The 21,714-nt window shown below is 71.2% G+C and carries 17 protein-coding genes, 1 tRNA gene and 1 pseudogene; 10 read left to right on the forward strand and 9 right to left on the reverse strand.

Annotated features, from left to right (window positions below):
• Positions 1-6: 6 nt before the first annotated feature.
• The 4 genes from efeB to ACIBBD_RS07065 all read left to right on the forward strand — a co-directional run bounded on the left by efeB (position 7) and on the right by ACIBBD_RS07065 (position 5,043).
• A complete protein-coding gene (efeB, locus tag ACIBBD_RS07050) occupies positions 7-1,320 on the forward strand; it encodes an iron uptake transporter deferrochelatase/peroxidase subunit (protein WP_399418269.1) in 1,314 nt (437 codons plus the stop codon).
• 127 nt (positions 1,321-1,447) lie between these two features.
• Positions 1,448-2,380, forward strand: a complete 933-nt coding sequence (gene pheA / locus ACIBBD_RS07055) for a prephenate dehydratase (RefSeq protein WP_399418270.1) — start codon at positions 1,448-1,450, stop codon at positions 2,378-2,380.
• Between the two features lie 561 nt (positions 2,381-2,941).
• On the forward strand, positions 2,942-4,219 hold the full coding sequence (gene serS / locus ACIBBD_RS07060; RefSeq protein ID WP_399418271.1) for a serine--tRNA ligase: 1,278 nt from the start codon (positions 2,942-2,944) through the stop codon (positions 4,217-4,219).
• Entirely contained in the window at positions 4,216-5,043 is an 828-nt protein-coding gene (locus ACIBBD_RS07065; protein ID WP_399418272.1) for an HAD family hydrolase, read from the forward strand. The genes serS and ACIBBD_RS07065 overlap by 4 nt, the downstream gene beginning before the upstream one ends.
• Before the next feature lie 32 nt (positions 5,044-5,075).
• On the opposite strand, the gene ACIBBD_RS07070 is transcribed toward ACIBBD_RS07065, so the two are convergent.
• The 7 genes from ACIBBD_RS07070 to ACIBBD_RS07100 all read right to left on the reverse strand — a co-directional run bounded on the left by ACIBBD_RS07070 (position 5,076) and on the right by ACIBBD_RS07100 (position 10,980).
• A complete protein-coding gene (locus ACIBBD_RS07070; RefSeq protein WP_399418273.1) occupies positions 5,076-5,648 on the reverse strand; it encodes a dihydrofolate reductase family protein in 573 nt (190 codons plus the stop codon).
• Between the two features lie 795 nt (positions 5,649-6,443).
• Positions 6,444-6,549, reverse strand: a tRNA-OTHER gene (locus ACIBBD_RS07075).
• A gap of 542 nt (positions 6,550-7,091) precedes the next feature.
• A complete protein-coding gene (locus ACIBBD_RS07080) occupies positions 7,092-7,382 on the reverse strand; it encodes a hypothetical protein (RefSeq protein ID WP_399418274.1) in 291 nt (96 codons plus the stop codon).
• Between the two features lie 93 nt (positions 7,383-7,475).
• The gene (locus ACIBBD_RS07085) at positions 7,476-8,195 is read right to left on the reverse strand and encodes an ABC transporter permease subunit (RefSeq protein ID WP_399418275.1); all 720 of its coding nucleotides are present in this window, start codon (positions 8,193-8,195) and stop codon (positions 7,476-7,478) included.
• Positions 8,196-8,205: 10 nt separating this feature from the next.
• Positions 8,206-9,117 carry an ABC transporter ATP-binding protein gene (locus tag ACIBBD_RS07090; RefSeq protein ID WP_399418276.1) on the reverse strand — a complete coding sequence of 304 codons (912 nt, stop codon included), beginning with the start codon at positions 9,115-9,117 and terminating at the stop codon, positions 8,206-8,208.
• Positions 9,114-10,025, reverse strand: a complete 912-nt coding sequence (locus ACIBBD_RS07095) for an ABC transporter permease (RefSeq protein ID WP_399418277.1) — start codon at positions 10,023-10,025, stop codon at positions 9,114-9,116. The genes ACIBBD_RS07090 and ACIBBD_RS07095 overlap by 4 nt, the downstream gene beginning before the upstream one ends.
• Entirely contained in the window at positions 10,015-10,980 is a 966-nt protein-coding gene (locus ACIBBD_RS07100) for an ABC transporter ATP-binding protein (RefSeq protein WP_399418666.1), read from the reverse strand. The genes ACIBBD_RS07095 and ACIBBD_RS07100 overlap by 11 nt, the downstream gene beginning before the upstream one ends.
• A 286-nt stretch (positions 10,981-11,266) precedes the next feature.
• Here ACIBBD_RS07100 and ACIBBD_RS07105 point away from each other — a divergent pair.
• The 6 genes and pseudogenes from ACIBBD_RS07105 to ACIBBD_RS07130 form a co-directional block, all read left to right on the forward strand.
• Positions 11,267-11,647 (forward strand): annotated as a pseudogene (locus ACIBBD_RS07105) (Xaa-Pro aminopeptidase); the annotation flags it as partial.
• A 158-nt stretch (positions 11,648-11,805) separates the two neighbouring features.
• The gene (locus ACIBBD_RS07110) at positions 11,806-13,629 is read left to right on the forward strand and encodes an SDR family oxidoreductase (protein ID WP_399418667.1); all 1,824 of its coding nucleotides are present in this window, start codon (positions 11,806-11,808) and stop codon (positions 13,627-13,629) included.
• Positions 13,630-13,864: 235 nt separating this feature from the next.
• Positions 13,865-14,413 carry an RNA 2'-phosphotransferase gene (locus ACIBBD_RS07115; RefSeq protein ID WP_399418278.1) on the forward strand — a complete coding sequence of 183 codons (549 nt, stop codon included), beginning with the start codon at positions 13,865-13,867 and terminating at the stop codon, positions 14,411-14,413.
• 72 nt (positions 14,414-14,485) lie between these two features.
• Positions 14,486-14,929 carry a hypothetical protein gene (locus tag ACIBBD_RS07120; RefSeq protein WP_399418279.1) on the forward strand — a complete coding sequence of 148 codons (444 nt, stop codon included), beginning with the start codon at positions 14,486-14,488 and terminating at the stop codon, positions 14,927-14,929.
• 42 nt (positions 14,930-14,971) lie between these two features.
• Positions 14,972-15,874 carry an LLM class flavin-dependent oxidoreductase gene (locus ACIBBD_RS07125; protein ID WP_399418280.1) on the forward strand — a complete coding sequence of 301 codons (903 nt, stop codon included), beginning with the start codon at positions 14,972-14,974 and terminating at the stop codon, positions 15,872-15,874.
• Positions 15,875-16,020: 146 nt separating this feature from the next.
• Positions 16,021-16,896 (forward strand): HAD family hydrolase, encoded by an 876-nt coding sequence (locus ACIBBD_RS07130; protein ID WP_399418281.1) that lies wholly within the window; start codon positions 16,021-16,023, stop codon positions 16,894-16,896.
• Positions 16,897-16,926: 30 nt separating this feature from the next.
• Here ACIBBD_RS07130 and ACIBBD_RS07135 read toward each other — a convergent pair whose 3' ends face one another.
• Entirely contained in the window at positions 16,927-17,991 is a 1,065-nt protein-coding gene (locus ACIBBD_RS07135; protein WP_399418283.1) for a M23 family metallopeptidase, read from the reverse strand.
• A 179-nt stretch (positions 17,992-18,170) separates the two neighbouring features.
• Complete coding sequence (gene cydD, locus ACIBBD_RS07140) at positions 18,171-21,659, reverse strand: thiol reductant ABC exporter subunit CydD (RefSeq protein WP_399418284.1); 3,489 nt, start codon at positions 21,657-21,659, stop codon at positions 18,171-18,173.
• Positions 21,660-21,714 lie beyond the last annotated feature (55 nt).

Raw genomic sequence — 21,714 nt, forward strand, 5'->3', positions numbered from 1 at the left:
CGCACCATGCCCGACCAGTCCACTCCGACGGTCCGCTCCTCCGAGACCGTGCCCGGGGCCGCCCCCGGGGAGTCCTCCGCCCCCGGGGAGTCCTCCGCTGCCGGGGGTCTGACCCGGCGCAAGCTCCTCGGCACCGCCGGCGCCACCGGGCTCGTGCTCGGCGCCGCGGGCGGGGCCGCCGGCTATTCCGCCGCGCCCGCGCAGGCGACCCCGCTGTCCTCCATCGGGTCCGAGCAGGTGATGTTCCACGTGAAACATCAGCCCGGTATCACCCAGGGCCTCCAGGCCCGCGGCCACCTCGTCGCCTTCGACCTCGCGGCCGGCGCGGGCCGCAAGGAGGCCGCCGCGCTGCTGCGGCGCTGGTCGGAAACGGCCCGGCGGCTGATGGCGGGCGAGGCTGCACCGCACGACGACACGGACGTGGCGCGGGACGCCGGACCGTCCTCGCTGACGATCACCTTCGGCTTCGGCCACAGCTTCTTCTCCCGCACCGGTCTGGAGAAGCAGCGCCCGGTCGCCCTGGACCCGCTGCCCGACTTCTCCTCGGACCAGCTCGACAAGTCCCGCAGCAACGGTGACCTGTGGGTGCAGATCGGGGCCAACGACGCCCTCGTCGCCTTCCACGCCCTGCGCGCGATCCAGAAGGACGCGGGCAGCGCCGCCAAGGTCCGCTGGCAGATGAACGGCTTCAACCGCACACCGGGCGCCACCGCCCACCCCATGACCACCCGCAATCTCATGGGCCAGATGGACGGCACCCGCAATCCCAAGCCGACCGACGCCGACTTCGAGAAGCGGATCTTCGTACCGGCGTCCGGATCGAACGACCCGGCCTGGATGGCCCACGGCTCATACGCCGTCGTCCGCCGTATCCGCATGCTCCTCGACGACTGGGAGAAGCTGTCGGTCAAGACGCAGGAGCAGATCATCGGGCGCCGGAAGTCCGACGGGGCGCCGCTGTCCGGAGGCACCGAGACGTCCGAGATGGACCTGGAGAAGACCGACGCCAACGGCGATCTCGTCGTCCCGCTCAACGCCCACGCCCGGATCACGCGCCCCGACCAGAACGGGGGCGCGGCGATGCTGCGCCGCCCGTTCTCGTACCACGACGGCATCGACGCGAACGGGGTGCCGGACGCGGGGCTGCTGTTCATCTGCTGGCAGGCGGACCCGTTGCGCGGCTTCGTCACGGTGCAGCGCAAGCTGGACCGTGGGGACGCGCTGTCGAAGTACATCCGCCACGAGGCGAGCGGGCTGTTCGCGGTGCCGGGCGGGGCGGCGGAGGGGGAGTACGTGGGGCAGCGACTGCTGGAGGGATGAGACACGCCGGGTGCGGGTCACGGACGGGATGAGACACGCCGGGTGCGGGTCACGCGAGTTCACTCGCGTGAGCGGCTGGCGTGAAACGCGCGCGCTCCGGTTCCACAAGGGCCATTAGGGTGAGGTCATGCCAGCGAGCTATGCGTACCTCGGCCCCGAGGGCACCTTCACGGAGGTCGCCCTGCGCACGCTGCCCGAAACGGCCACCCGGCAGCTGATCCCGTACGTCTCCGTGCAGTCCGCCCTGGACGCGGTGCGCACCGGCGAGGCCGAGGCCGCGTTCGTGCCGATCGAGAACTCCGTCGAGGGCGGGATCACCACCACCCTGGACGAGCTGGTCGCGGGCAAGCCGCTGATGATCTACCGCGAGGTGCTGCTGTCGATCACCTTCGCGCTGCTGGTCCGGCCCGGCACCAAGCTGACGGACATCAAGACGGTCACCGCCCACCCGGCCGCGCAGCCGCAGGTGCGCAACTGGCTGAGGGCGAACCTCCCGGACGCGGTCTGGGAGTCGGCCGCCTCGAACGCCGACGGCGCCCGCCTGGTGCAGGAGGGCCGCTACGACGCCGCCTTCGCGGGCGAGTTCGCGGCCGCCCGGTACGGGCTGGAGGCCCTGGAGACCGAGATCCACGACGCGGAGAACGCGCAGACGCGCTTCGTGCTGGTGGGCCGACCGGCCCGGCCCGCGGCACCGACCGGGGCCGACAAGACCTCCGTCGTGCTGTGGCAGCGGGACGACCATCCGGGTGGCCTGCGTGATCTGCTGGGCGAGTTCGCCACCCGCGGCATCAACCTCATGGTGCTGCAGTCCCGGCCGACCGGTGCCGGAATCGGCAACTACTGCTTCTGCATCGACGCCGCCGGCCACATCACCGACCGCCGCATGGCCGAGGCGCTCATGGGGCTCAAGCGGGTCTGCAGCGACGTGCGTTTCCTCGGCTCGTACCCGCGCGCGGACGTGACCGCCGCGGACGTACCGGCTCCGCTGCCCGGGACCTCGGACGAGGAGTTCGTGGCGGCGTCGGACTGGGTGGCGCGCTGCCAGGACGGCCGTTTCTAGCCAGTCCTACCTGCATATCTTCGTTATCCACAGAAGTTATCCACAGGGCGGCTTCTCGACCTGGGGACAAGTCGACATCGAAGCGCCATTCAGTCGACAAATCGCCCTACAGCGCTCAACTGCGCCCTCAGCCCGACAGATCACTCTTCGTCCACCTGTTTCCTTCGATCACTCCTTTGGAGCGACCCATTTCCACCCGAAAGTGGGTGCGAGAAGGGTTTGACCAAGGAATTACCCACCCGGTGACCGGATAACGGAATGATCCACTCCGATGTCCACAGATCTTTCGCACAGCCTGTGGATAACTTTTCCGGGGTGTGGATTCCTGTGGACAACGAGTGCCTCAAGGCCCCTCAAGTCCCGTTCTCCACAAGGAAATCGAGTCAACACGGCACCGTACGCCCGCCCCGTTCCAGGGAGTGAGACACCTTTTCCTTGACTCTGTCGGATCACGTATGGGGGGATGGAACAGACAGGTCGATCCATCCCATTTCGGAACGCAAGGCATGTCCGGCAATAGTGAGTCGTGAGCCGCAACCCCGCACCGGTAGCCTTGAGCACGTGATTGACCTTCGCCTGCTCCGTGAGGACCCCGACCGTGTGCGCGCCTCCCAGCGTGCCCGTGGAGAGGACGTCGCGCTCGTCGACGCTCTCCTGTCTGCCGACGAGCGGCGCAGGTCGTCCGGCGTCCGCTTCGACGAGCTGCGCGTCGAGCAGAAGCAGCTCGGCAAGCTGATCCCCAAGGCCTCCGCGGAGGAGAAGGCCGAGCTGCTCAAGCGCGCCGAGCAGCTCAAGGCCGACGTCAAGGCGGCCGACGCCGAGCGCGACGCGGCCGACACCGAGACCCAGGAACTGCTGCTCCAGCTGGGCAACCTCGTCCACCCGGACGTACCCGTCGGCGGCGAGGAGGACTTCGTCACGCTGGAGACGCACGGCGAGATCCGCGACTTCGGCGCCGAGGGCTTCGAGCCCAAGGATCACCTGGAACTCGGCCAGCTGCTCGGCGCGATCGACGTCGAGCGCGGCGCGAAGGTCTCCGGCTCCCGCTTCTACTTCCTCACCGGCGTCGGCGCGCTCCTGGAGCTCGCGCTGGTGAACGCGGCGATCGCGCAGGCCACCGCCGCCGGCTTCACCCCGATGCTCACCCCGGCGCTGGTGCGCCCCCAGTCCATGGCGGGCACCGGCTTCCTCGGCCAGGCGGCCCAGGACGTCTACCACCTGGACAAGGACGACCTCTACCTCGTCGGCACGTCCGAGGTCCCGCTCGCCGCGTACCACATGGACGAGATCATCGACGCCGAGCGCCTGCCGCTGCGCTACGCGGGCTTCTCGCCCTGCTTCCGCCGCGAGGCCGGCTCGCACGGCAAGGACACGCGGGGCATCTTCCGCGTGCACCAGTTCGACAAGGTCGAGATGTTCACCTACGTCACTCCCGAGGACTCGCAGGCCGAGCACCAGCGCCTGCTGGAGTGGGAGAAGCAGTGGCTGACCTCGCTGGAGCTGCCGTTCCGCGTGATCGACGTCGCCTCCGCCGACCTGGGCTCCTCGGCCGCCCGCAAGTTCGACTGCGAGGCGTGGATCCCGACCCAGGGCAAGTACCGCGAGCTGACCTCGACCTCGGACTGCACCGAGTTCCAGTCCCGCCGTCTGCAGATCCGGGTCCGTGAGGGCAAGCAGGTCCGCCCGCTGGCCACGCTGAACGGCACCCTGTGCGCCGTACCGCGCACCATCGTGGCGATCCTCGAGAACCACCAGCAGGCCGACGGCTCCGTGCGCGTGCCCGAGGTGCTGCGTCCGTACCTCGGCGGCCGAGAGGTCCTGGAGCCGGTGGCGAAGTGAGCCAGGGCGAGGAAGAGGCCGCTGTCCCGGGCTTCCCCTACCGACTGATCGCGACCGACCTCGACGGGACGCTGCTGCGCTCCGACGAGTCGATCTCGCAGCGCACGCGTGACGCCCTTGCCGCGGCCACCGCGGCGGGGGCGGCCCACATCGTCGTCACCGGCCGCGCGGTCCCCTGGACCCGGCACATCCTCGACGACCTCGGCTACGACGGTCTCGCCGTCTGCGGCCAGGGCGCGCAGGTCTACGACGCCGGCAAGCACCGCCTGCTGACCTCGGTGACCCTGGACCGGCAGCTGGCCGGGGTGGCGCTCGCCAAGATCGAGGCGGAGGTCGGCCCGCTGTACCTCGCGGCGAGCCGGGACGGGCTGACGGGGGAGGTGCTGGTCGGCCCCGGATACGCGGTCACCGGCAAGCTTCCGGCGACGCCGTTCACGGACGCGTCGGATCTGTGGTCCGCCCCGCTGAACAAGATCTACATACAGCATCCCGAGCTGTCGGACGACGAGCTGGCCGAGGCGGCCCGCCAGGCCGCGGGCGGTTTCGTCACCGTCGCGATGGCCGGCGCGGGCATCGTGGAACTGCTCCCCCTCGGCCTGTCCAAGGCCACGGGCCTCTCCCTCGCCGCCCGCCGCCTGGGCCTGAAGGCCGCCGACACGATCGCCTTCGGCGACATGCCCAACGACATCCCGATGTTCGCCTGGGCCGCCCGAGGCGTCGCCATGGCCAACGCCCACCCGGAACTCCAGGCAGTCGCCGACGAGGTGACCTCCTCGAACGAGGACGACGGGATCGCGGTGGTGGTGGAGAGGCTGCTGGGCTGACCAGCCGGCGTCGGCGCCGACGCCGGGCCTTGTCAGCGGACGACGTCGAACACGTTCTTCTGCAGGCCGTTGGCGTAGGCCTCGTGCTCGACCAGCTTCAGCTTCTGGGTGTCCTTGTCCGTGGTGCTGAACAGACGCTTGCCCGCGCCGAGCAGGAGCGGGAAGACGAGCAGGTGGTAGCGGTCGATCAGGCCGGCGTCCGACAGGCTCTGGTTCAGGGCTGCGCTGCCGTGGATGATGATCGGGCCGCCCTCGGTCTCCTTCAGCGCGGCGACCTCGTCGAGCGAGCGCAGGATCGTGGTCTCCCCCCAGTTCGACACCAGGTCGTCCTCGGTGAGGGTGGTGGAGACGACGTACTTCGGCATCACCTTGTAGTCGGCGAAGTCCTCCATGTCCGGCCACACGGGGCTGAACGCCTGGTAGCTGACCCGGCCCAGCAGCATCGCCGTGGCTTCCTTCTGCTCCCGGCCCTTGATGTCGAACGCCTCGGGGAGGAACTCGACGTCCTTGAACGTCCACCCCGCGTTCCGGTAACCGGGCTCACCACCCGGGGCCTCCACGACGCCGTCGAGCGAGATGAAAGCGGTGCTGATCAAGGTACGCATCTGAGGTTCCTCGGTCTCTCGTCCTATGGATGTCGACTGGATGTCGACAGGTGCGGCCGGTACACGCTTCGCCGACACGCACGGCTCAGCACCCAACCACCTTCTCTGACCGTGCACCACGGAGAAACTCATCGGTCGTCTCGGACCGTCTTTGCGAAGGGCCGAAGAGGCGAAGCGGCGTAGGGATGAAGCAGCGAAGGGACGAGGGGCGGGGTTACTTCGGCTCGACGGAAGCGAAGGACGGGGCTGCTTCGGGCCCCAGACCGCGTCGGCAGGCTCGGCGCCAGAGCCCCGGACTCAGCAGCTCGCGGGGGCGAAGAGCGAAGGGCCAAGGGGCGAAGAGCGGGCTGGGTGGCCGAGATGACGCGGGCCCGGGGCTGCGGGGCGTGGTGGCCCGCCGGTTCGCTGGGGCTTCGGGGCGGGCGGGTCACCCGCGGGGTGCCGGGGTGCCGGGGTGGACGAGTCGCCCGCGGGGGGCGGGGTGCCGGGGTGCCGGGGTGGACGAGTCGCCCGCGGGGTGGCGGGGCGTAGGGGACGCCCGCGGGCGGCGGGGTGCCGGGGCGCACAGGACGCCCGTGGGTGATGCGGTGCCGGAGGGCCGCGGGTTTCGGAGGGCGAGCTGCACGCTGCCCGCCGCGACGATCGCCGAAGGCGATCAGGGGCTCGGGGAACTGCGCGACCAGCCAAAGCACTCCCGCACCCGCACGACGGCCCGCCCCCTGTAGCCCACCCCCGGGCCCTTCTCGGCCTACCCCAGGCCAAGAATGTTGCCCCAGTCCCAGTGACAACGTCTCGCGGAGGATGCACGACTCGAACGTGCGCGGGCTTCTCAGACCCGACCGCGACCTGTCTGTGCGGGAGCACAGCGCAAGCCGGTGCCTTACCACTCGGCCAATCCTCCGGGTGGGCGGCCTCACGCGAGAGCGACATCGCGTGCTCGAAGCGGCCGCCCCGGGCAGCTCCCCGTGCGGGGCGAGCTCGACGGAGGGGTAGCTACTCCGGAGCCCACCGCGGGCTGCCCTGACGGGAGCGGAACGAACTGCCGTGCATGGGCATCGCCCCGCTCCTCTCCCAGTACCTGACGCCGGACCGTCCCGGCGCTGCGGACACAAACAACTGTGCCCGCCGGACGAGTTGGACGCCACCGAATAAAACGCCCGTACGAGGCAGGTGCCTTCACGGTGGGTGGAGCCGTACGAGCAAGGTGGATTCACGACCGGACGGAGCCCTACGAGCAAGGCGACTTCACGACGGACGGAGCCGTAGGAGCAACGGGTGGTAAGGGGGTGGGGAGCCGTACGAGCAGCAGGTCGTGCGAGCGAGCGTCACGGGGGTTGGGGAGCCCTACCGGGGTTGAGGGAGCCGCCCGGGGGTCGCGGCCGGGCCGCAACCGTCCGAGGGGCGGGCCGCCCGAGGTCCGTCCACGGCTCCGCCCCACCGCGCCTACCGGCGCCGCCACCGCCGTCGGCGGGCCTTGCTGAAGAACCAGCCGGCGGGCGGTTCGTCGGAGCGCCACGGCTGCGGCTCGGGCCTCTCGGTGCGCCAACGGGCGGTGAGCATCCGGGCGCGGGCGGACGGCTCGGACGTCTCGGCGGCGCGTATGAAGTCCTCGTCGAGGACCAGGTCGTCCCACGTCCCGTCCGGGCCCCGTTCCGTGTGGCCGTCCCGGTCCCCGGAGCGCCCCCGGTCTCCCTCGGGTTCCCGGCCGTCGTACCACGCCGCCTCGTCCGCCATCTCGTCCCTCCGGGCGCCCTTCCCGTCGTATCCCCTTTGCCCAGTGTGCCCGGACAGAGGTGAAGCCCTCGTCAAGAACCGTGCCTGGGCGGCCTACTCCTCGCCCGCCAGCGTCAGCGCCCGCAGTTTCTGTCCCGCGTACCAGGTGGCCAGCACGGTCACCGCGACCAGCAGGACCGTGGCCGTCGTCAGCCCCACGTCGGAGGTGATGAGGTCCCCGCCCGCGACCTTGTCCGCGACGGCCAGCGACCACTGCTGGACGCTGAGCGTGCGCGCGCCCGGCACCAGGGAGCCGAACAGGGCTTCCCAGACGAGGGCGTAGACGAGTCCGAAGACCACCGCGTGCCGGGACACCGTGCCCAGCAGCAGGAACAGCGCGGCGTAGGCGATGGAGGCGACCAGCGCGGCCACCGTGTAGGCGACGGCGATCTGCTGGCCGTTGCCGTTGAGGATGAACCCGGCGATCAGGGTGGGCAGCGCCGAGAACACCATGGTCACCGCTATGGCGACGATGAGCTTGGTGAAGATGATCGTCGGCCGCTTCAGCGGCTTGGACAGCAGGTACACCACGGAGCCGTCGTCGATCTCCGGGCCGATCGCGCCGGTGCCCGCGATGACGCCGATGATCGGCACCATGGTGGCGAGCGCGAGCCCGCCCAGCAGGTCGGACGCCGTCTGGTCGTCGGCGCCGGCCAGGGCCCGCACGACCACGGCAATCACGATGAGCAGCAGCGGCAGCGCGCCAAGGATGAGGGCCCGGCGGCGGCCGAGCAGGGCCCGGTAGGTGAGCCGGGCGACGGTGGGGTCGTACATGTTCGGCCTCCTACACCGCGACGAGATACGAGAAGACGGACTCGAGGGACTCGTCGGACGGCGAGACCGTGAGCAGGCGGATGCCGTGGTCGCGCGCCACCTTCGGCAGCAGGGCCGTGAAGCGGCCGAAGTCGACGGCCTGGATGCGCAGCGCGCCCTCGGCGAGGTCGACCTCGATGCCGGAGGTCGACGGGTCGGCGATCAGCGCGGCCGCGAGAGCGCGGTCGTCGCTGGAGCGCACCAGATAGCGGTGCGGGCGGTCGGTCATCAGCCGGCGGATCCTGCGGAAGTCGCCGCTGGCGGCATGGCGTCCCGCGACCACGACCTCGATGTGCCGGGCGAGTTGCTCGACCTCTTCGAGGATGTGGGACGAGAACAGCACCGTGCGGCCCTCGTCACCCATGCGCCGCAGCAGGTCCATGAGCTGCATGCGCTGGCGCGGGTCCATGCCGTTGAAGGGCTCGTCGAGCAGGAGCAGCGACGGGTCGTGGACCAGGGCGCTCGCCATCTTGACGCGTTGGCGCATGCCCTTTGAGTACGTGGCGATCTTGCGGTCCTGGGCGTACTCCATCTCCACCGTCGCCAGGGCCTTCTGGGCGGCCTTGGCGCCCAGGCCGTGCAACTCGGCGTTGGCCACGACGAACTCGCGCCCGGTGAGGAAGTCGTACATCGCCTCCCGTTCGGGGACGATGCCGATGTGCCGGTAGATCTGCTCGTTGCGCCACACCTGCTGGCCGTCGAGGGTGACGGTGCCGGTGGAGGGGGCGAGAAAGCCGCCCATCATGTTGATGAGGGTGGACTTTCCGGCGCCGTTGGGGCCGAGCAGGCCGGTGACGCCGGGGCCGATGGTCATGGTGATGTCGTTGACGGCGACCACGTTGCCGAACCAGCGGGAGACGTGGTCGATGGAGAGCGTGGTCACAGTCCCACCTTCCGGTAGCGGCGCATCAGGAGGCCGTAGCTGGCGGCGATCAGGCCCAGGGTGACGAGGACGTAGACCACGCCCTCCCCGTTCGAGGGGCCTATGCCGCCGGGGAACGCCGAGGTCGCGCCGAGGAAGGCGGACTGCACCCCGTCGATGAGGGTGATCGGCGAGAACAGGCCGATCCAGGGCGTCGCACCGGTGCTGCCCTGGGCGTCGGCGATGGCCTGCAGGGTGGAGACCGCGCCGTAGGAGATGGTCAGGACGGCGATGACGGCCGCGATGCCGAAACCGCGGCGCGGGGTGACCGCGGCGATGACCAGGCCGAGGCCGGCGAAGAGCAGGGACAGCAGGGCCACGGAGACGAGTCCCTGGCCGAAGCCCTTGGTCTGGTCGGCGAAGTCGAGCTTGGCCAGCAGGGCGCCCACGTAGAGGACCAGCAGGGGTGCGGCGGTGAGGATGAACAGTGCCGAGGCGAGCGCCGCGAACTTGGCGCGCACGTAGTCGGCGGTCTCGATCGGCCGCGAGAAGTACAGCGGCACGGTCTTGAAGCGCAGGTCGCGGGAGACGGACTGGGGTGCCTGCGAGGCGACGTACAGGCTGATGACGGCCTGCATGACGATCGCGTAGCGCGTGTAGTCCAGGGGGAGTTCCTTGGCCTTCGTGGCGACCGCGACGGCGACCATGATGGCCGCGGGCACGCACATGACCACGAAGAGCAGCATGGGCAGGACCTTGGACTTCACCGAGCGGCCGAGGCCGTAGGCGCCGCGCAGGGACTGCGAGTAGAGGGAGCGGCGGGCGTAGGCACGGCCCAGGCGCGGGCCGTCGTAGCTGCGGTAGCCGATGTTGTGGATGCGGGTCTGGTCCCCACCCGAGGGGGTGGTGACGGGGTGCTCAACCGCCATGGCCGACGGCCTCCTTCCGCTGCTCGTCGCTGTCCTTGAAGACCTCGGAGATGTGGTGCCGGCGCTGCTCCATGCGCACCAGGCCGAGGCCGAGGTCGGCGACCACGTCCCGCACCAGGTCGTACGTCTCCTCGCCCCGCGCGGTGAGCAGCAGGATGTGGCCCGAGCCCGGCAGCCCGCCGTCGGCGTCGAGGACGTCGACGCCGCGTGTGTGGAGCGCCTCGCGCACCGCGCGGGTGCCGTCGGGGTGGTCGTCGGTGTCGGTGACCTCGATCGCGAGGGTGGTCGTGGTCTGGGTGAAGTCGGTGGTGGAGCTGGAGCGCAGGAGCTTGCCGCCGTCGACGACGACGACGTGGTCGCAGGTCCGCTCCAGCTCGCCCAGCAGGTGGGAGGTGACCAGGACCGAGATGCCGAAGTCGGTGTGGATGCGGCGGATCAGGCCGAGCATCTCGTCGCGGCCGACCGGGTCGAGACCGTTGGTCGGCTCGTCCAGGAAGACCAGCTGCGGGTCGTGGACGAGGGCCTGGGCGAGCTTCACGCGCTGCTTCATGCCGGTCGAGTAGCCGCCGATGGGGCGGTAGCGCTCCTCGTACAGGCCGACATGGCGCAGGGTGTCCGCGGTGCGCTCGCGTGCCGCCGTCGGTGGCAGGCCGGACATGCGCGCCATGTGCACGACGAACTCGGTGGCCGAGACGTCGGGTGGCAGGCAGTCGTGTTCCGGCATGTAGCCGACGCGCTCCCGGATGGCGGCGCCCTTGGTGGCGACGTCGAGGCCGAGCACCTCGGCGCGGCCCTCCGTGGCGGGCGAGAGACCCAGCAGGATCTTGATGAGCGTGGACTTGCCGGCTCCGTTGGCACCGACGAGTCCGGTCACACCCGGCCCGACGTCCACGGACAGCCGGTCGAGCGCGGTCACCCGGGGGAACCGCTTGCTCAGGCTTTCGGTCGCGATCACAGTCACGTAGTCGAAAGTAGTGACGCAGACCACGGAAATCGTCAGACCTCAGAGCCGTCTTCGCGTCAGACCTCAGGTGTACGGGCCCGTAGGGGATGCCCTGCTTGAGAGTTACGGGACATGATCGACGGCTCCCCGTCCCGCGCTATTGACGCTTTCTCTAACAAGTGCCAGATTCGGCGGGGTCAAGTTACGGACACGTACCGCAGTCAGCGCGGACCGGTCGGGACGAGGTGGCATGACGACGGCAGAGACACGCGCGCTCCCCCTCCACCTGCGGGGATTCCTGGTCCGCCAGGGCTATGCCAACCGGCACCACGCGTACCCCTTCGGGGTGATCGCCCACACGGTGGACAGGGTGCGTGAACGCCGCCGGTCGCCGCAGCGGTTCGGACGCGGCGCGCAGGCCTTGAAGGGCCTGGCGGCCGACGTCTCGCACGGCCACCGTGAGGGCTGGTCGCCGCTGCGGCCACCGCACCGCCTCTCCGATCACCGACCGCCGCCGGGTCTGTGGGCGGTCGAGCCGCACCTCGGCTTCCGGGGGCCCGGCGTGACATTCGAGGAGATCCTGGTCGTCAACGATTCCCGTGACACCGAGGAGCGCGCCTTCCGGCTGGACGACCACCTGCCGCACGTGCGGCACTGGACGGAGGCGAAGGCCGCAGCGGAAGCGGAGACGAAGGGGACAGGGGGAGCGGAAACGCAGGGGACAGGGGAAGCGGAGACGAAGGGGACGGCGGCAGCGCAGGCCGCTGCGGAGACGAAGACGCAAGCGGCAGCGGGAGCCGGAGCGAAGGCGGACGGGAAGGCGGAGGCGAAGTGACGATGCTGGAAGGTGCGCGCGAGCGCCGGGTGCGGACCGGCGGGATCGACCTGTGCGTGGCCGAGCTGGGGGACCTCGAGCGGCCGACGGTCGTCCTGGTGCACGGCTACCCGGACAGCAAGGAGGTGTGGTCGGAGGTCGCTTCCCGGCTGGCCGACCGCTTCCACGTGGTCCTCTACGACGTCCGCGGCCACGGCCGGTCCACCGCGCCCAAGCCGCTGCGGGGCGGGTTCACCCTGGAGAAACTGACCGACGACTTCCTGGCGGTCGTGGACGCGGTCAGCCCCGGCCGACCGGTGCACCTGGTCGGCCACGACTGGGGCTCCGTCCAGGCCTGGGAGTTCGTCACGGTCGAGCGCACTCGGGGCAGGATCGCCTCCTTCACGTCGCTGTCCGGCCCGTCCCTCGACCACTTCGGCCACTGGATCGACCGGCGTCTGCGGCGGCCGACTCCGCGCCGGGTCGGCCAGCTCCTCGGCCAGGGCGCCAAGTCCTGGTACGTGTACCTGCTGCACACGCCCGCCCTGCCCGAGCTCGCCTGGCGCGGCCCTCTGGGCAAACGCTGGCCGGGCATCCTGCGGCGGCTGGAGAAGGTTCCTCACGGCGACTATCCGACGTCCTCGCTCCCCCAGGACGCCGCCCACGGTGCCTGGTTGTACCGTGACAACGTGCGGACCCGGCTGCGCCGCCCACGCACCGACGCGCACGCACACGCGCCCGTGCAGCTCATCACGCCTTTGGGAGACACCTACCTCTCGCCTCGGCTGTACGACGAACTGGACCAGTGGGTACCGCGGTTGACACGTCGGACACTCGCGGCGAAGCACTGGGTGCCGCGCACCCGTCCCGACCAACTGTCCTCCTGGATCGCGGACTTCGTCACGTCGGTGGAGGCCGAGGGGCGTGCAGGTGAGGGCGGTGAGGCCCACGAGGCGCGGCGCGAGGGTGCGCCTCGCCGCCGGCGTACCCGGCGGGGGGTTCGGCCGGCGGGCGATGCGTACGGCGAACGCTTCGGCGGTCAGCTCGTGTTGGTCACCGGCGCGGCCGGCGGAATCGGGCAGGCCACGGCGCTCGCCTTCGCGGAGGCCGGTGCGCGGGTGATCGCCGTCGACCGGGACGCGGAGGGCGCGGCCCGCACCGCCGAGACGTCACGGCTGATCGGCTCGCCGGAGGCCTGGGCGGAGGAAGTGGACGTCTCCGACGAGCAGGCGATGGAGAAGCTCGCGTCCAAAGTCGCCGCTGAACACGGCGTGTTGGACGTGTTGGTGAACAACGCGGGCATCGGGTTGTCGGGCTCCTTCTTCGACACGACGCCCGAGGACTGGCGCAAGGTCCTGGACGTCAACCTGTGGGGTGTTCTTCACGGTTGCCGTCTCTTCGGACGGCAGATGGCCGAGCGTGGGCAGGGCGGCCACATCGTCAACACCGCTTCGGCGGCGGCCTTCCAGCCGACCAGGGCCCTGCCCGCCTACAGCACCTCGAAGGCGGCGGTCCTGATGCTGAGCGAGTGCCTGCGCGCCGAACTGGCCGGTCAGGACATCGGTGTTACGGCGGTCTGTCCCGGCCTGGTGAACACCGACATCACGGCCACGGCACGGTTCGTCGGGGTGGACGCGGAGGAGGAGGAACGCCGCCAGAAGCGCGCCGCGCGCGCGTACAGGCTCCGCAACTACCCACCGGAGAAGGTCGCCGACGCGATCCTGCGAGCGGTCACTCTCAACGAGGCGGTGGTCCCGGTGACACCGGAAGCGCGGGTGGCGTACGCGTTGTCCCGCTTCGCGCCAGGGGCGTTGAGGCGGTTGGCGCGCGTGAAGCCCCCTCTGTAGGGCAGTTGTCGCAGGTCGGCATACGCGCCCACCAACCGGGCTCCCAGAAGGTTGCGTTAGGCGCCTCCCGGCTAAGTGACCGTTCACCAGACCATTTAGGCGAATCACCGCCAATCGACGGCCAGTTGTCCACAGCAATGCCAATCCGCCTGTGGATAACCACAGTTGGTTGTGGACCAAACATCGGACGCAAAACAACATGCGTGATCCACGTCTCTCCCACCATGCTGAGTGGATGGACGAACGACGCACCGTGAAGGTGTCGAAGTACCTCTCGAAACACCTGCGCCACCAACCCGAACGCATCGGACTGACGCTCGACGAGGGCGGCTGGGTCGAGATCGACACGCTGATCGCGGCCGCCGCGGCCCACGGCTTCCCCTTCACCCGGGACGAGCTGGACCATGTGGTGGCCGCGAACGACAAGAAGCGCTTCGCGATCGAGGGCACCCGTATCCGCGCCAGCCAGGGCCACAGCATCGACGTGGACCTCGGCCTGCCCGCGGCCACCCCGCCGCCGTATCTCTACCACGGGACCGTTGCCCGCTACCTCGACGCGATCCGGGCCGAGGGACTGCGGCCCATGAACCGGCACGACGTGCACCTCTCGCCCGACCGTGAGACCGCGACCCGGGTCGGTGCCCGTCGCGGCCGACCGGTGGTCCTCTCCGTGGACGCGGCGGCCATGCACCGCGACGGCCACGTCTTCCACGTCAGCGCGAACGGGGTGTGGCTGACGAAAGCCGTCCCCCCGCAGTACCTGCGTTTTCCCGAGCCGCGCTGAGCCCTTGCCCGGCGCCGCGCTGGATCACTGTTCGGCAACCGCGCAGGGCCCTCCTTCGGCATGATCGCCGTCATGGACCATCTCCCCACCACTGAGGCCGCCGTCACCGCCCTGCGGGCGATCGCCTCCGAGTACGGGCACGCCATCGAGGTCACCCATGACGTCGGCGCCGATCAGACCTCCCGCCGCACCGCCGCGGGCGTCGGTGTCACCACCGACCCGGACGGCTCCCTGCCGCATGAGGCCTACGTCGAGCTCGGCGGCCGGCCGCCTGTCAGCGTGCGGCTCCACCCGGACGGCGACGCGCTGATCACGGTCGACGGCGTCGAATGCCCCGACGTGGCCCGCGATGACGTCCCCGCCTTCCTCCGCTCCCTCTACGACGGCCACGCCTGGGTCCAGAGTCGACGCTTCCCGCCGAGCCAGTTCCTGATGGTGCCGCTGCCGGGAGATCGTGTGCACAAGGAGTTCATCCTGGTCGGGCTCAGTCCGTGGCTGGCCGACCGCGCACGGTGACTGTTTCACGTGAAACACGGACGTCCGCATACGCTCGATGCCATGAGTCTGCGACTGAGCACCGTGATCCTCCCGTACCGCCGCTGGAACGAGGGCGGCCGTTCGGCCTGGACACGCGCCGAGCAGCTCGGCTTCCACACCGCGTACACCTACGACCACCTCTCCTGGCGCAGCTTCCGTGACGGCCCCTGGTTCGGCGCGATCCCGACCCTGACCGCCGCCGCGTCCGTCACCGACCGTCTGCGTCTGGGCACGCTGGTGACCTCCCCGAACTTCCGGCACCCGGTGACCCTCGCCAAGGAGCTGATCTCCCTGGACGACATCTCCGGCGGGCGCGTCACCCTGGGCATCGGGGCGGGCGGAACCGGCTTCGACGCCACCGCACTCGGCCAGGATCCGTGGACGCCGCGTGAGCGCGCCGACCGCTTCGCCGAGTTCGTGCCACTGCTCGACCGGCTGCTCAGCGAGGACTCCGTGTCCTACACAGGCGACTTCTACGCGGCACACGAGGCGCGCAACATCCCCGGCTGCGTCCAGCGTCCCCGGCTGCCCTTCGCGGTCGCCGCGACCGGTCCGCGGGGCCTGAAGCTCGCCGCCCGCCACGGACAGGCCTGGGTGACGACCGGCGACCCCAAGCTGTACGAGAACGGCACCCCTGAACAGTCGGTGGAGGCCCTCCGCGGTCAGGTCGAGAAGCTCACGGACGCCTGCGCGACCCTCGGACGAGAGGTGCACACGCTCGACAAGATCCTGCTCACCGGGTTCACCCCGGACCGAAGCCGTCCGCTGGAGTCCCTGGACGCCTTCGTCGACTTCGCGGGCCGGCACCTGGAGCTCGGCTTCACCGAGCTCGTGATCCACTGGCCGATCCCGGGTTCCGACTTCGCCGCCGACGAGAAGGTCTTCGAGCAGATCGCCATGGAGGCACCGGCGCAGCTGCGCTGACCTCGGCAGCCGGCCGCTCCTCACCTCCGCCCGACCTCGGTGACCGGCCGCCTTCCGCTCCGTGTCCGCCTCGCCCGTCGGCCGCCCGCACCTCATCTGTGCGGACTCTCGCACGGCCGTGCGGGCGGATACGGGAGAATGGCCCGGTGACCTCAGCGACTCGACAGCCCGAGACCCCGGCCGCCACCCTCCCGCCACGGCTGATCGCCACCGACCTCGACGGCACCCTGCTGCGCGACGACAAGTCGGTGTCCCCACGCACCGTCGCGGCCCTGGCGGCCGCCGAGGAGGCGGGCATCGAGGTCTTCTTCGTCACCGGCCGCCCGGCCCGCTGGATGGACGTCGTCAGCGACCACGTCCACGGGCACGGCCTGGCCATCTGCGGCAACGGCGCCGCCGTGGTCGACCTGCACGGCGGCCCCGGCGCCCACCGGTTCGTGAAGGTGCGCGAGCTGGCCCGGGAGAACGCGCTGGACGCCGTACGGCTGCTGCGCGAGGCGGCGCCCGGCACGATGTACGCCGTCGAGCAGACGTACGGCTTCCACCAGGAGCCGGAGTATCCGAAGATGCACATGGAGATCCCGGACTCCCTGGCGCCGGCCGAGCAACTGCTGGCGCCGGACGCCTCCGGGGCCGACGAGCCGGTGCTGAAGATCCTCGCCTTCCACCCCACGCTCGACCCCGACGCCTTCCTCACCCTCGCGCGACTGGCCATCGGCGACCGGGCCAACGTCACCCGTTCCAGCCCGAGCGCCCTGCTGGAGATCAGCGGCCCCGAAGTCTCCAAGGCCAGCACACTCGCCCTGTGCTGCGCCGAGCGCGGCATCTCGCACGAGGAGGTCGTCGCGTTCGGTGACATGCCGAACGACGTCGAGATGCTCACCTGGGCGGGCCGGTCGTACGCCATGGGCAACGCGCACCCGGACGTGATCGCCGCGGCCTCCGGGCAGACGGTCGCCAACAACGAGGACGGTGTCGCCGTCGTCATCGAGCAGCTCGTCGCCGAGCGGGTCCGGTCGTAGATCCGTGCGCCGGACGATGTCGGACCGGACCTAACCGACGGACGCCCCGCGTGCCGCCAGCCACGGCACCGGGTCCACCGCCGACCCCATCTCCGGTGTGACCCGCGCCTCGAAGTGCAGGTGCGGGCCGGTGGAGTTGCCGCTGGTGCCCGACTGCCCGATCCACTGCCCCGGAGTGACGCTCTCGCCCTGGTCGACGGCGACGGCCGCGAGGTGGGCGTACTGCGTGTAGTAGCCGTCGGCGTGCTCGAGGACGATCTCGATGCCGAACGCGCCACCGCACGACACCCGCACGACGCGGCCCGCCCCGACCGCCCGCACCGGCGTACCGATCGGCACCGCGAAGTCCTGCCCGGTGTGCCGGTTCGCCCAGCGGGCACCGCCGCTGCCGAAGCTCGCGGACAGGGTGTAGCCCTCGACGGGCGGCACCCAGTCCTGGCTGAGCTGCGGCGGTGGCTGGTCGAGCCGCGCGGCTCCCCGGCACGAACCGGCCGCGACCGAGGCGTCCGCCTCCCCCTGCAACTGCCACCGCGCCTGTTCCAGCTTCTGCTCGATGCCCGCCTTCAGGCCGGCGAGTTCGGCGTTGCGCCGCTCCAGCGCCTGCCAGGCCTCGGCGGCCTCCGCCTCGGCGGCGGCCAGCCGTGCCTCGGCCCGCCGGCTCTCGGCGATCGCACGGTCGACCTTCCCGCTCACCCTGGAGAGGACGTGCTGCCCCCACATCCACTCGTCGGGGTTGCGCGCCAGGACGAGCCCCGCGACGGCCGGCAGACCGCCGCCGCTGCGGTACTGGGCGCGCGCGATACGCCCCAGGTCATCGCGCAGCACCGCGGTCTCCTGCCGTTCGCTGTCGACGAGTTGCTCCAGCCGCTGGGCCTTTGTCCACTGGGCCTGCGCCTCGGACCTCCCCGCCTCGTACCGCTGCGTGGCCTCGGCCGCGTCCTCGTACAGCCTCGCCACCTGGGCGCTGATCGAGTCCGGGGCGGGACCGTCGTGCCCACCGGGCTCCCCGTCGGCCGCCGCGGGCCATGCCGCGAGCACCGCGGCCGCGCACAGCAGGGCCGGAACGAGCAGCGGATGACGGCGAGGTGAGCGCATGTCAGCGATCGTGTCCCGGCGAACCGACCCCGGTCCTGTTCAAGTCGTACACCCGGGGGACCGCTCGCGCCGAATGGCCCAGCTTTCTCCCTGAAAGGTGTGATCGCGGACGGCTGTCGGTACGACACCCGCCGCACCGCCGCCGTCCTCCCCGGACCGAGGCGGTGCAGTGGTGACGGTCACCGCGCCCCGACCAGCTCCTCCACCGCCGCCTCCCGCTCGACCATCCTCCGCAACGGCCCGTCGACGTCGGCCAGTTCCGCGTACGCGCCGCGCTGCACGACCCGTCCCGCGTCCAGCACGACTACCTCGTCCACCGCCTCGAGACCGGCCAGCCGGTGGGTGATGAGGAGCGTCGTCCGGCCTTCGGTGGCGGCCAGCAGATCCGCGGTGAGTGCGTCGGCGGTCGCCAGGTCGAGGTGCTCGGCGGGCTCGTCCAGCACCAGGACGGGGAAGTCGGCGAGGAGCGCGCGGGCCAGCGCGAGCCGCTGCCGCTGTCCGCCGGACAGCCGGGCACCGTGCTCACCGACGAGCGTGTCGAGCCCGTCGGGCAGGCTGTCGGCCCATTCGAGCAGCCGGGCCCGCGCCAGCGCGTCCCGCAGCTCGTCCTCCGTGGCGTCCTTCTTCGCCAGCAACAGGTTCTCGCGGACGGAACTGTCGAAGAGGTGCGCGTCCTGCGCGCACAGCCCGACCAGCCGCCGTACGTCGTCGCCGTCCAGGTCGTACGCGTCGACCCCGCCGAGGGTGTACGAGCCCGCGCCCGTGTCCAGGAACCGCAGCAGCACCTGCGCGAGCGTCGTCTTGCCGGAACCGGAGGGCCCCACGACGGCGATCCGGCGCCCCTGCGTCACGGTGAGGTCGACACCGGTGAGCGCGTCCCGCTCCTGGCCGGCGTGCCGGGCGGACAGTGCCTTGACGACGAGCGGGAACGGCGAGGCGGGCGCCTGCCGGGGCCGCTCCGGTTCACGCACCGGCTCGGGGGAGTCGAGCACCTCGTACACCCGCTCGGCGCTCCTGCGTACCCGCTGGCGGTACTGGACGGCCAGCGGCAGTCCCAGAACGGCCTCGAAGGCGGCCAGCGGAGTGAGGACGACGACGGCCATCGTCACGCCGTCCAGCCGCCCGTCGCCGACGGCCTGCGCCCCCACGAGAGCGGCGCCCACCACGGTCAGTCCGGAGACGAGCGCGGTCAGTCCGTCCCCGAGCGCGGTGGCGGTGGCGGCGCGCGAGGCGATCCGGGTGAGCACGGAGTCGGCCGCGCGCACCTCGCCGACGCGGGCGGGGAGGGCGCCGGCGACGGTCAGTTCGGCGGTGCCGGTGAGCAGGTCGGCGGTGCGGGTGGCGAGCACCCCTCGGGCCGGGGCTAGCCGGCGCTCGGCCCGGCGCGCCACGGCACCGGTCACCAGCGGCACGCCCGCTCCGGCCGCCAGCAGCCCCGCCGCGAGTACGGCCCCGGCCTCGGGCAGCAGCCACGCGGTGAACGCGACCGACCCGGCCGAGACGACGACGGCGGCGCCTGCGGGCAGCAGCCAGCGCAGCCAGTAGTCCTGTAGGGCGTCCACGTCGGCGACGAGCCGCGACAGCAGGTCGCCCCGGCGGGTCGTGCGCAGTCCGGCGGGCGCCAGCCGCTCCAGCCGCCGGTAGACGGCGACCCGGGTGTCGGCGAGCATCCGCAGCACGGCGTCGTGCGACACGAGCCGCTCGGCGTACCGGAATACGGCCCGCCCGATGCCGAAGGTCCTTGTCGCCGTCACGGCCACCATCAGATACAGCACCGGCGGCTGCTGCGAGGCCCGCGAGATGAGCCATCCCGAGGTGGCCATGAGCCCGACGGCACTGCCGAGGGCCAGACTGCCGAGCAGGAGCGCGAGGACGAGCCGGCCACGCCGGGCACCGGCCATGGCCCGGACCCGGCTGAGGACACCGCCCTCGGCCGCCTGGAAGACCGTCTCGGGTTCTTCCGGCGCGGTGGAAACGGCCGTCTCCGCCGACGCGGCCGAGACGTCCTTGGCGACGACCTCGATGTGCCGGGGGGCCTCGGTTTCCGACAGCCGCACCACCCGGTCCGCCACCGCCAGCAGCGCCGGCCGGTGCACCACGAGCAGAACCGTCCGCCCCTCAGCGAGCCGCCGCACCGCCGCCACGACCTCGGCCTCGGTCTCTCCGTCGAGGGCGGCCGTCGGTTCGTCCAGCAACAGCACCGGCCGGTCCGCGAGGAACGCCCGGGCCAGTGCGAGCCGCTGCCGCTGCCCCGCGGACAGCCCGGTTCCGTCCTCACCGAGCACCGTCCGGTCCCCGGCGGGCAGCGCGTCCACGAACTCCAGCGCCCCCGCGTCCGCCAGCGCCCGGCGGACGGCAGCGTCGTCGGCGTCGGGACGCGCCAGCCGTACGTTCTCCGCGATCGTCCCCGCGTACAGGTGCGGGTGTTGGGGCACCCACGCGATCCGGGAGCGCCACTGCTCCATATCGAGGTCGGCGAGATCGGCTGCCCCGGCCCGGATCCGGCCGGCGGTGGGCCGCACGAAACCCAGCAGGGCGTTCAGCAGGGTCGACTTGCCCGCGCCGCTCGGGCCGACGAGCGCGACGGTCTCCCCGGGGGGGACGGTGAAGGACACGTCGGACACGGCGTCGGCGGACCGGCCGGGATAGCGGACCGACACGCCCTCGAAGGCCACGCCGCCCGCCGACACCGCGCCGCTGCCCGACACCGGCACCGGCGTCTCCAGCACGGCGAAGATCTCCTCGGCCGCCGCGAGCCCTTCGGCCGCCGCGTGGTACTGCGCCCCGACCTGCCGCAGCGGGAGGTACGCCTCCGGGGCGAGCACGAGGATGACCAGGCCGACGTACAGATCCATCTCACCGTGGACGAGCCGCATGCCGATCGTCACGGCGACCAGGGCGACGGACAGCGTCGACAGCAGCTCCAGCGCGAACGACGAGATGAAGGCGATCCGCAGCGTCCGCATCGTCGCCTGGCGGTACTCGCCGGTGATGCGTCGAATGGACTCGGCCTGTGCCTTGGCGCGGCCGAACACCTTCAGCGTGGGCAGTCCCGCCACCACGTCGAGGAAGTGCCCTGACAGCCGTGACAGCAGACGCCACTGACGGTCCATCCGCGACTGTGTGGCCCAGCCGATCAACACCATGAAGAGGGGGATCAGCGGCAGCGTGCCGGCGATGATCGCGGCCGACACCCAGTCCTCGGTCACGATCCGCGCCAGCACCGCCACCGGCACGACCACCGCGAGCCCCAACTGCGGCAGATAGCGCGAGAAGTAGCCGTCGAGGGCGTCCACACCGCGTGTGGCGAGGGCCACCAGCGAACCGGTCCGCTGTCCGCTCAACCACCCCGGTCCGAGCTCGGTGGCCCGCTCCAGCAACCGCCCCCGCAGCTCCGACTTCACGGCGGCACTCGCACGGTGTGCGGCGAGTTCGGTGAGCCACGAGACCAGCGCACGACCCATCGCCACCCCCACCAGGAGCAGCAAGGGCGTGCGGAGTCCGGTGACCGACAGCCCATGCTGGAAGGCGCCGACCACCACCTCGGCGATCAGCATCGCCTGCGCGATGACCAGCACCGCTCCGAGGCCACCCAGCCCGACGACCGCCACCAGGAAGAGACGCGTGGCGCGGGCGTATCGGAGCAGACGCGGATCGATCGGTTTCACGTGAAACACACCCTCTTCTCAAGGGGCGTGTTTCACGTGAAACATGCCCCGATCC

The organism is Streptomyces sp. NPDC051315 (assembly GCF_044455165.1).
Taxonomy (GTDB): domain Bacteria; phylum Actinomycetota; class Actinomycetes; order Streptomycetales; family Streptomycetaceae; genus Streptomyces.

Bases quoted from the DNA above. Each gene is read 5' to 3' on its own strand.
- ACIBBD_RS07085 (WP_399418275.1), bottom strand. From the start codon at position 8,195: ATGTACGACCCCACCGTCGCCCGGCTCACCTACCGGGCCCTGCTCGGC.
- ACIBBD_RS07095 (WP_399418277.1), bottom strand. From the start codon at position 10,025: ATGGCGGTTGAGCACCCCGTCACCACCCCCTCGGGTGGGGACCAGACC.
- ACIBBD_RS07110 (WP_399418667.1), top strand. From the start codon at position 11,806: ATGCTGGAAGGTGCGCGCGAGCGCCGGGTGCGGACCGGCGGGATCGAC.
- ACIBBD_RS07080 (WP_399418274.1), bottom strand. From the start codon at position 7,382: ATGGCGGACGAGGCGGCGTGGTACGACGGCCGGGAACCCGAGGGAGAC.
- ACIBBD_RS07125 (WP_399418280.1), top strand. From the start codon at position 14,972: ATGAGTCTGCGACTGAGCACCGTGATCCTCCCGTACCGCCGCTGGAAC.
- ACIBBD_RS07070 (WP_399418273.1), bottom strand. From the start codon at position 5,648: ATGCGTACCTTGATCAGCACCGCTTTCATCTCGCTCGACGGCGTCGTG.
- ACIBBD_RS07135 (WP_399418283.1), bottom strand. From the start codon at position 17,991: ATGCGCTCACCTCGCCGTCATCCGCTGCTCGTTCCGGCCCTGCTGTGC.
- ACIBBD_RS07120 (WP_399418279.1), top strand. From the start codon at position 14,486: ATGGACCATCTCCCCACCACTGAGGCCGCCGTCACCGCCCTGCGGGCG.
- ACIBBD_RS07115 (WP_399418278.1), top strand. From the start codon at position 13,865: ATGGACGAACGACGCACCGTGAAGGTGTCGAAGTACCTCTCGAAACAC.
- efeB (WP_399418269.1), top strand. From the start codon at position 7: ATGCCCGACCAGTCCACTCCGACGGTCCGCTCCTCCGAGACCGTGCCC.
- pheA (WP_399418270.1), top strand. From the start codon at position 1,448: ATGCCAGCGAGCTATGCGTACCTCGGCCCCGAGGGCACCTTCACGGAG.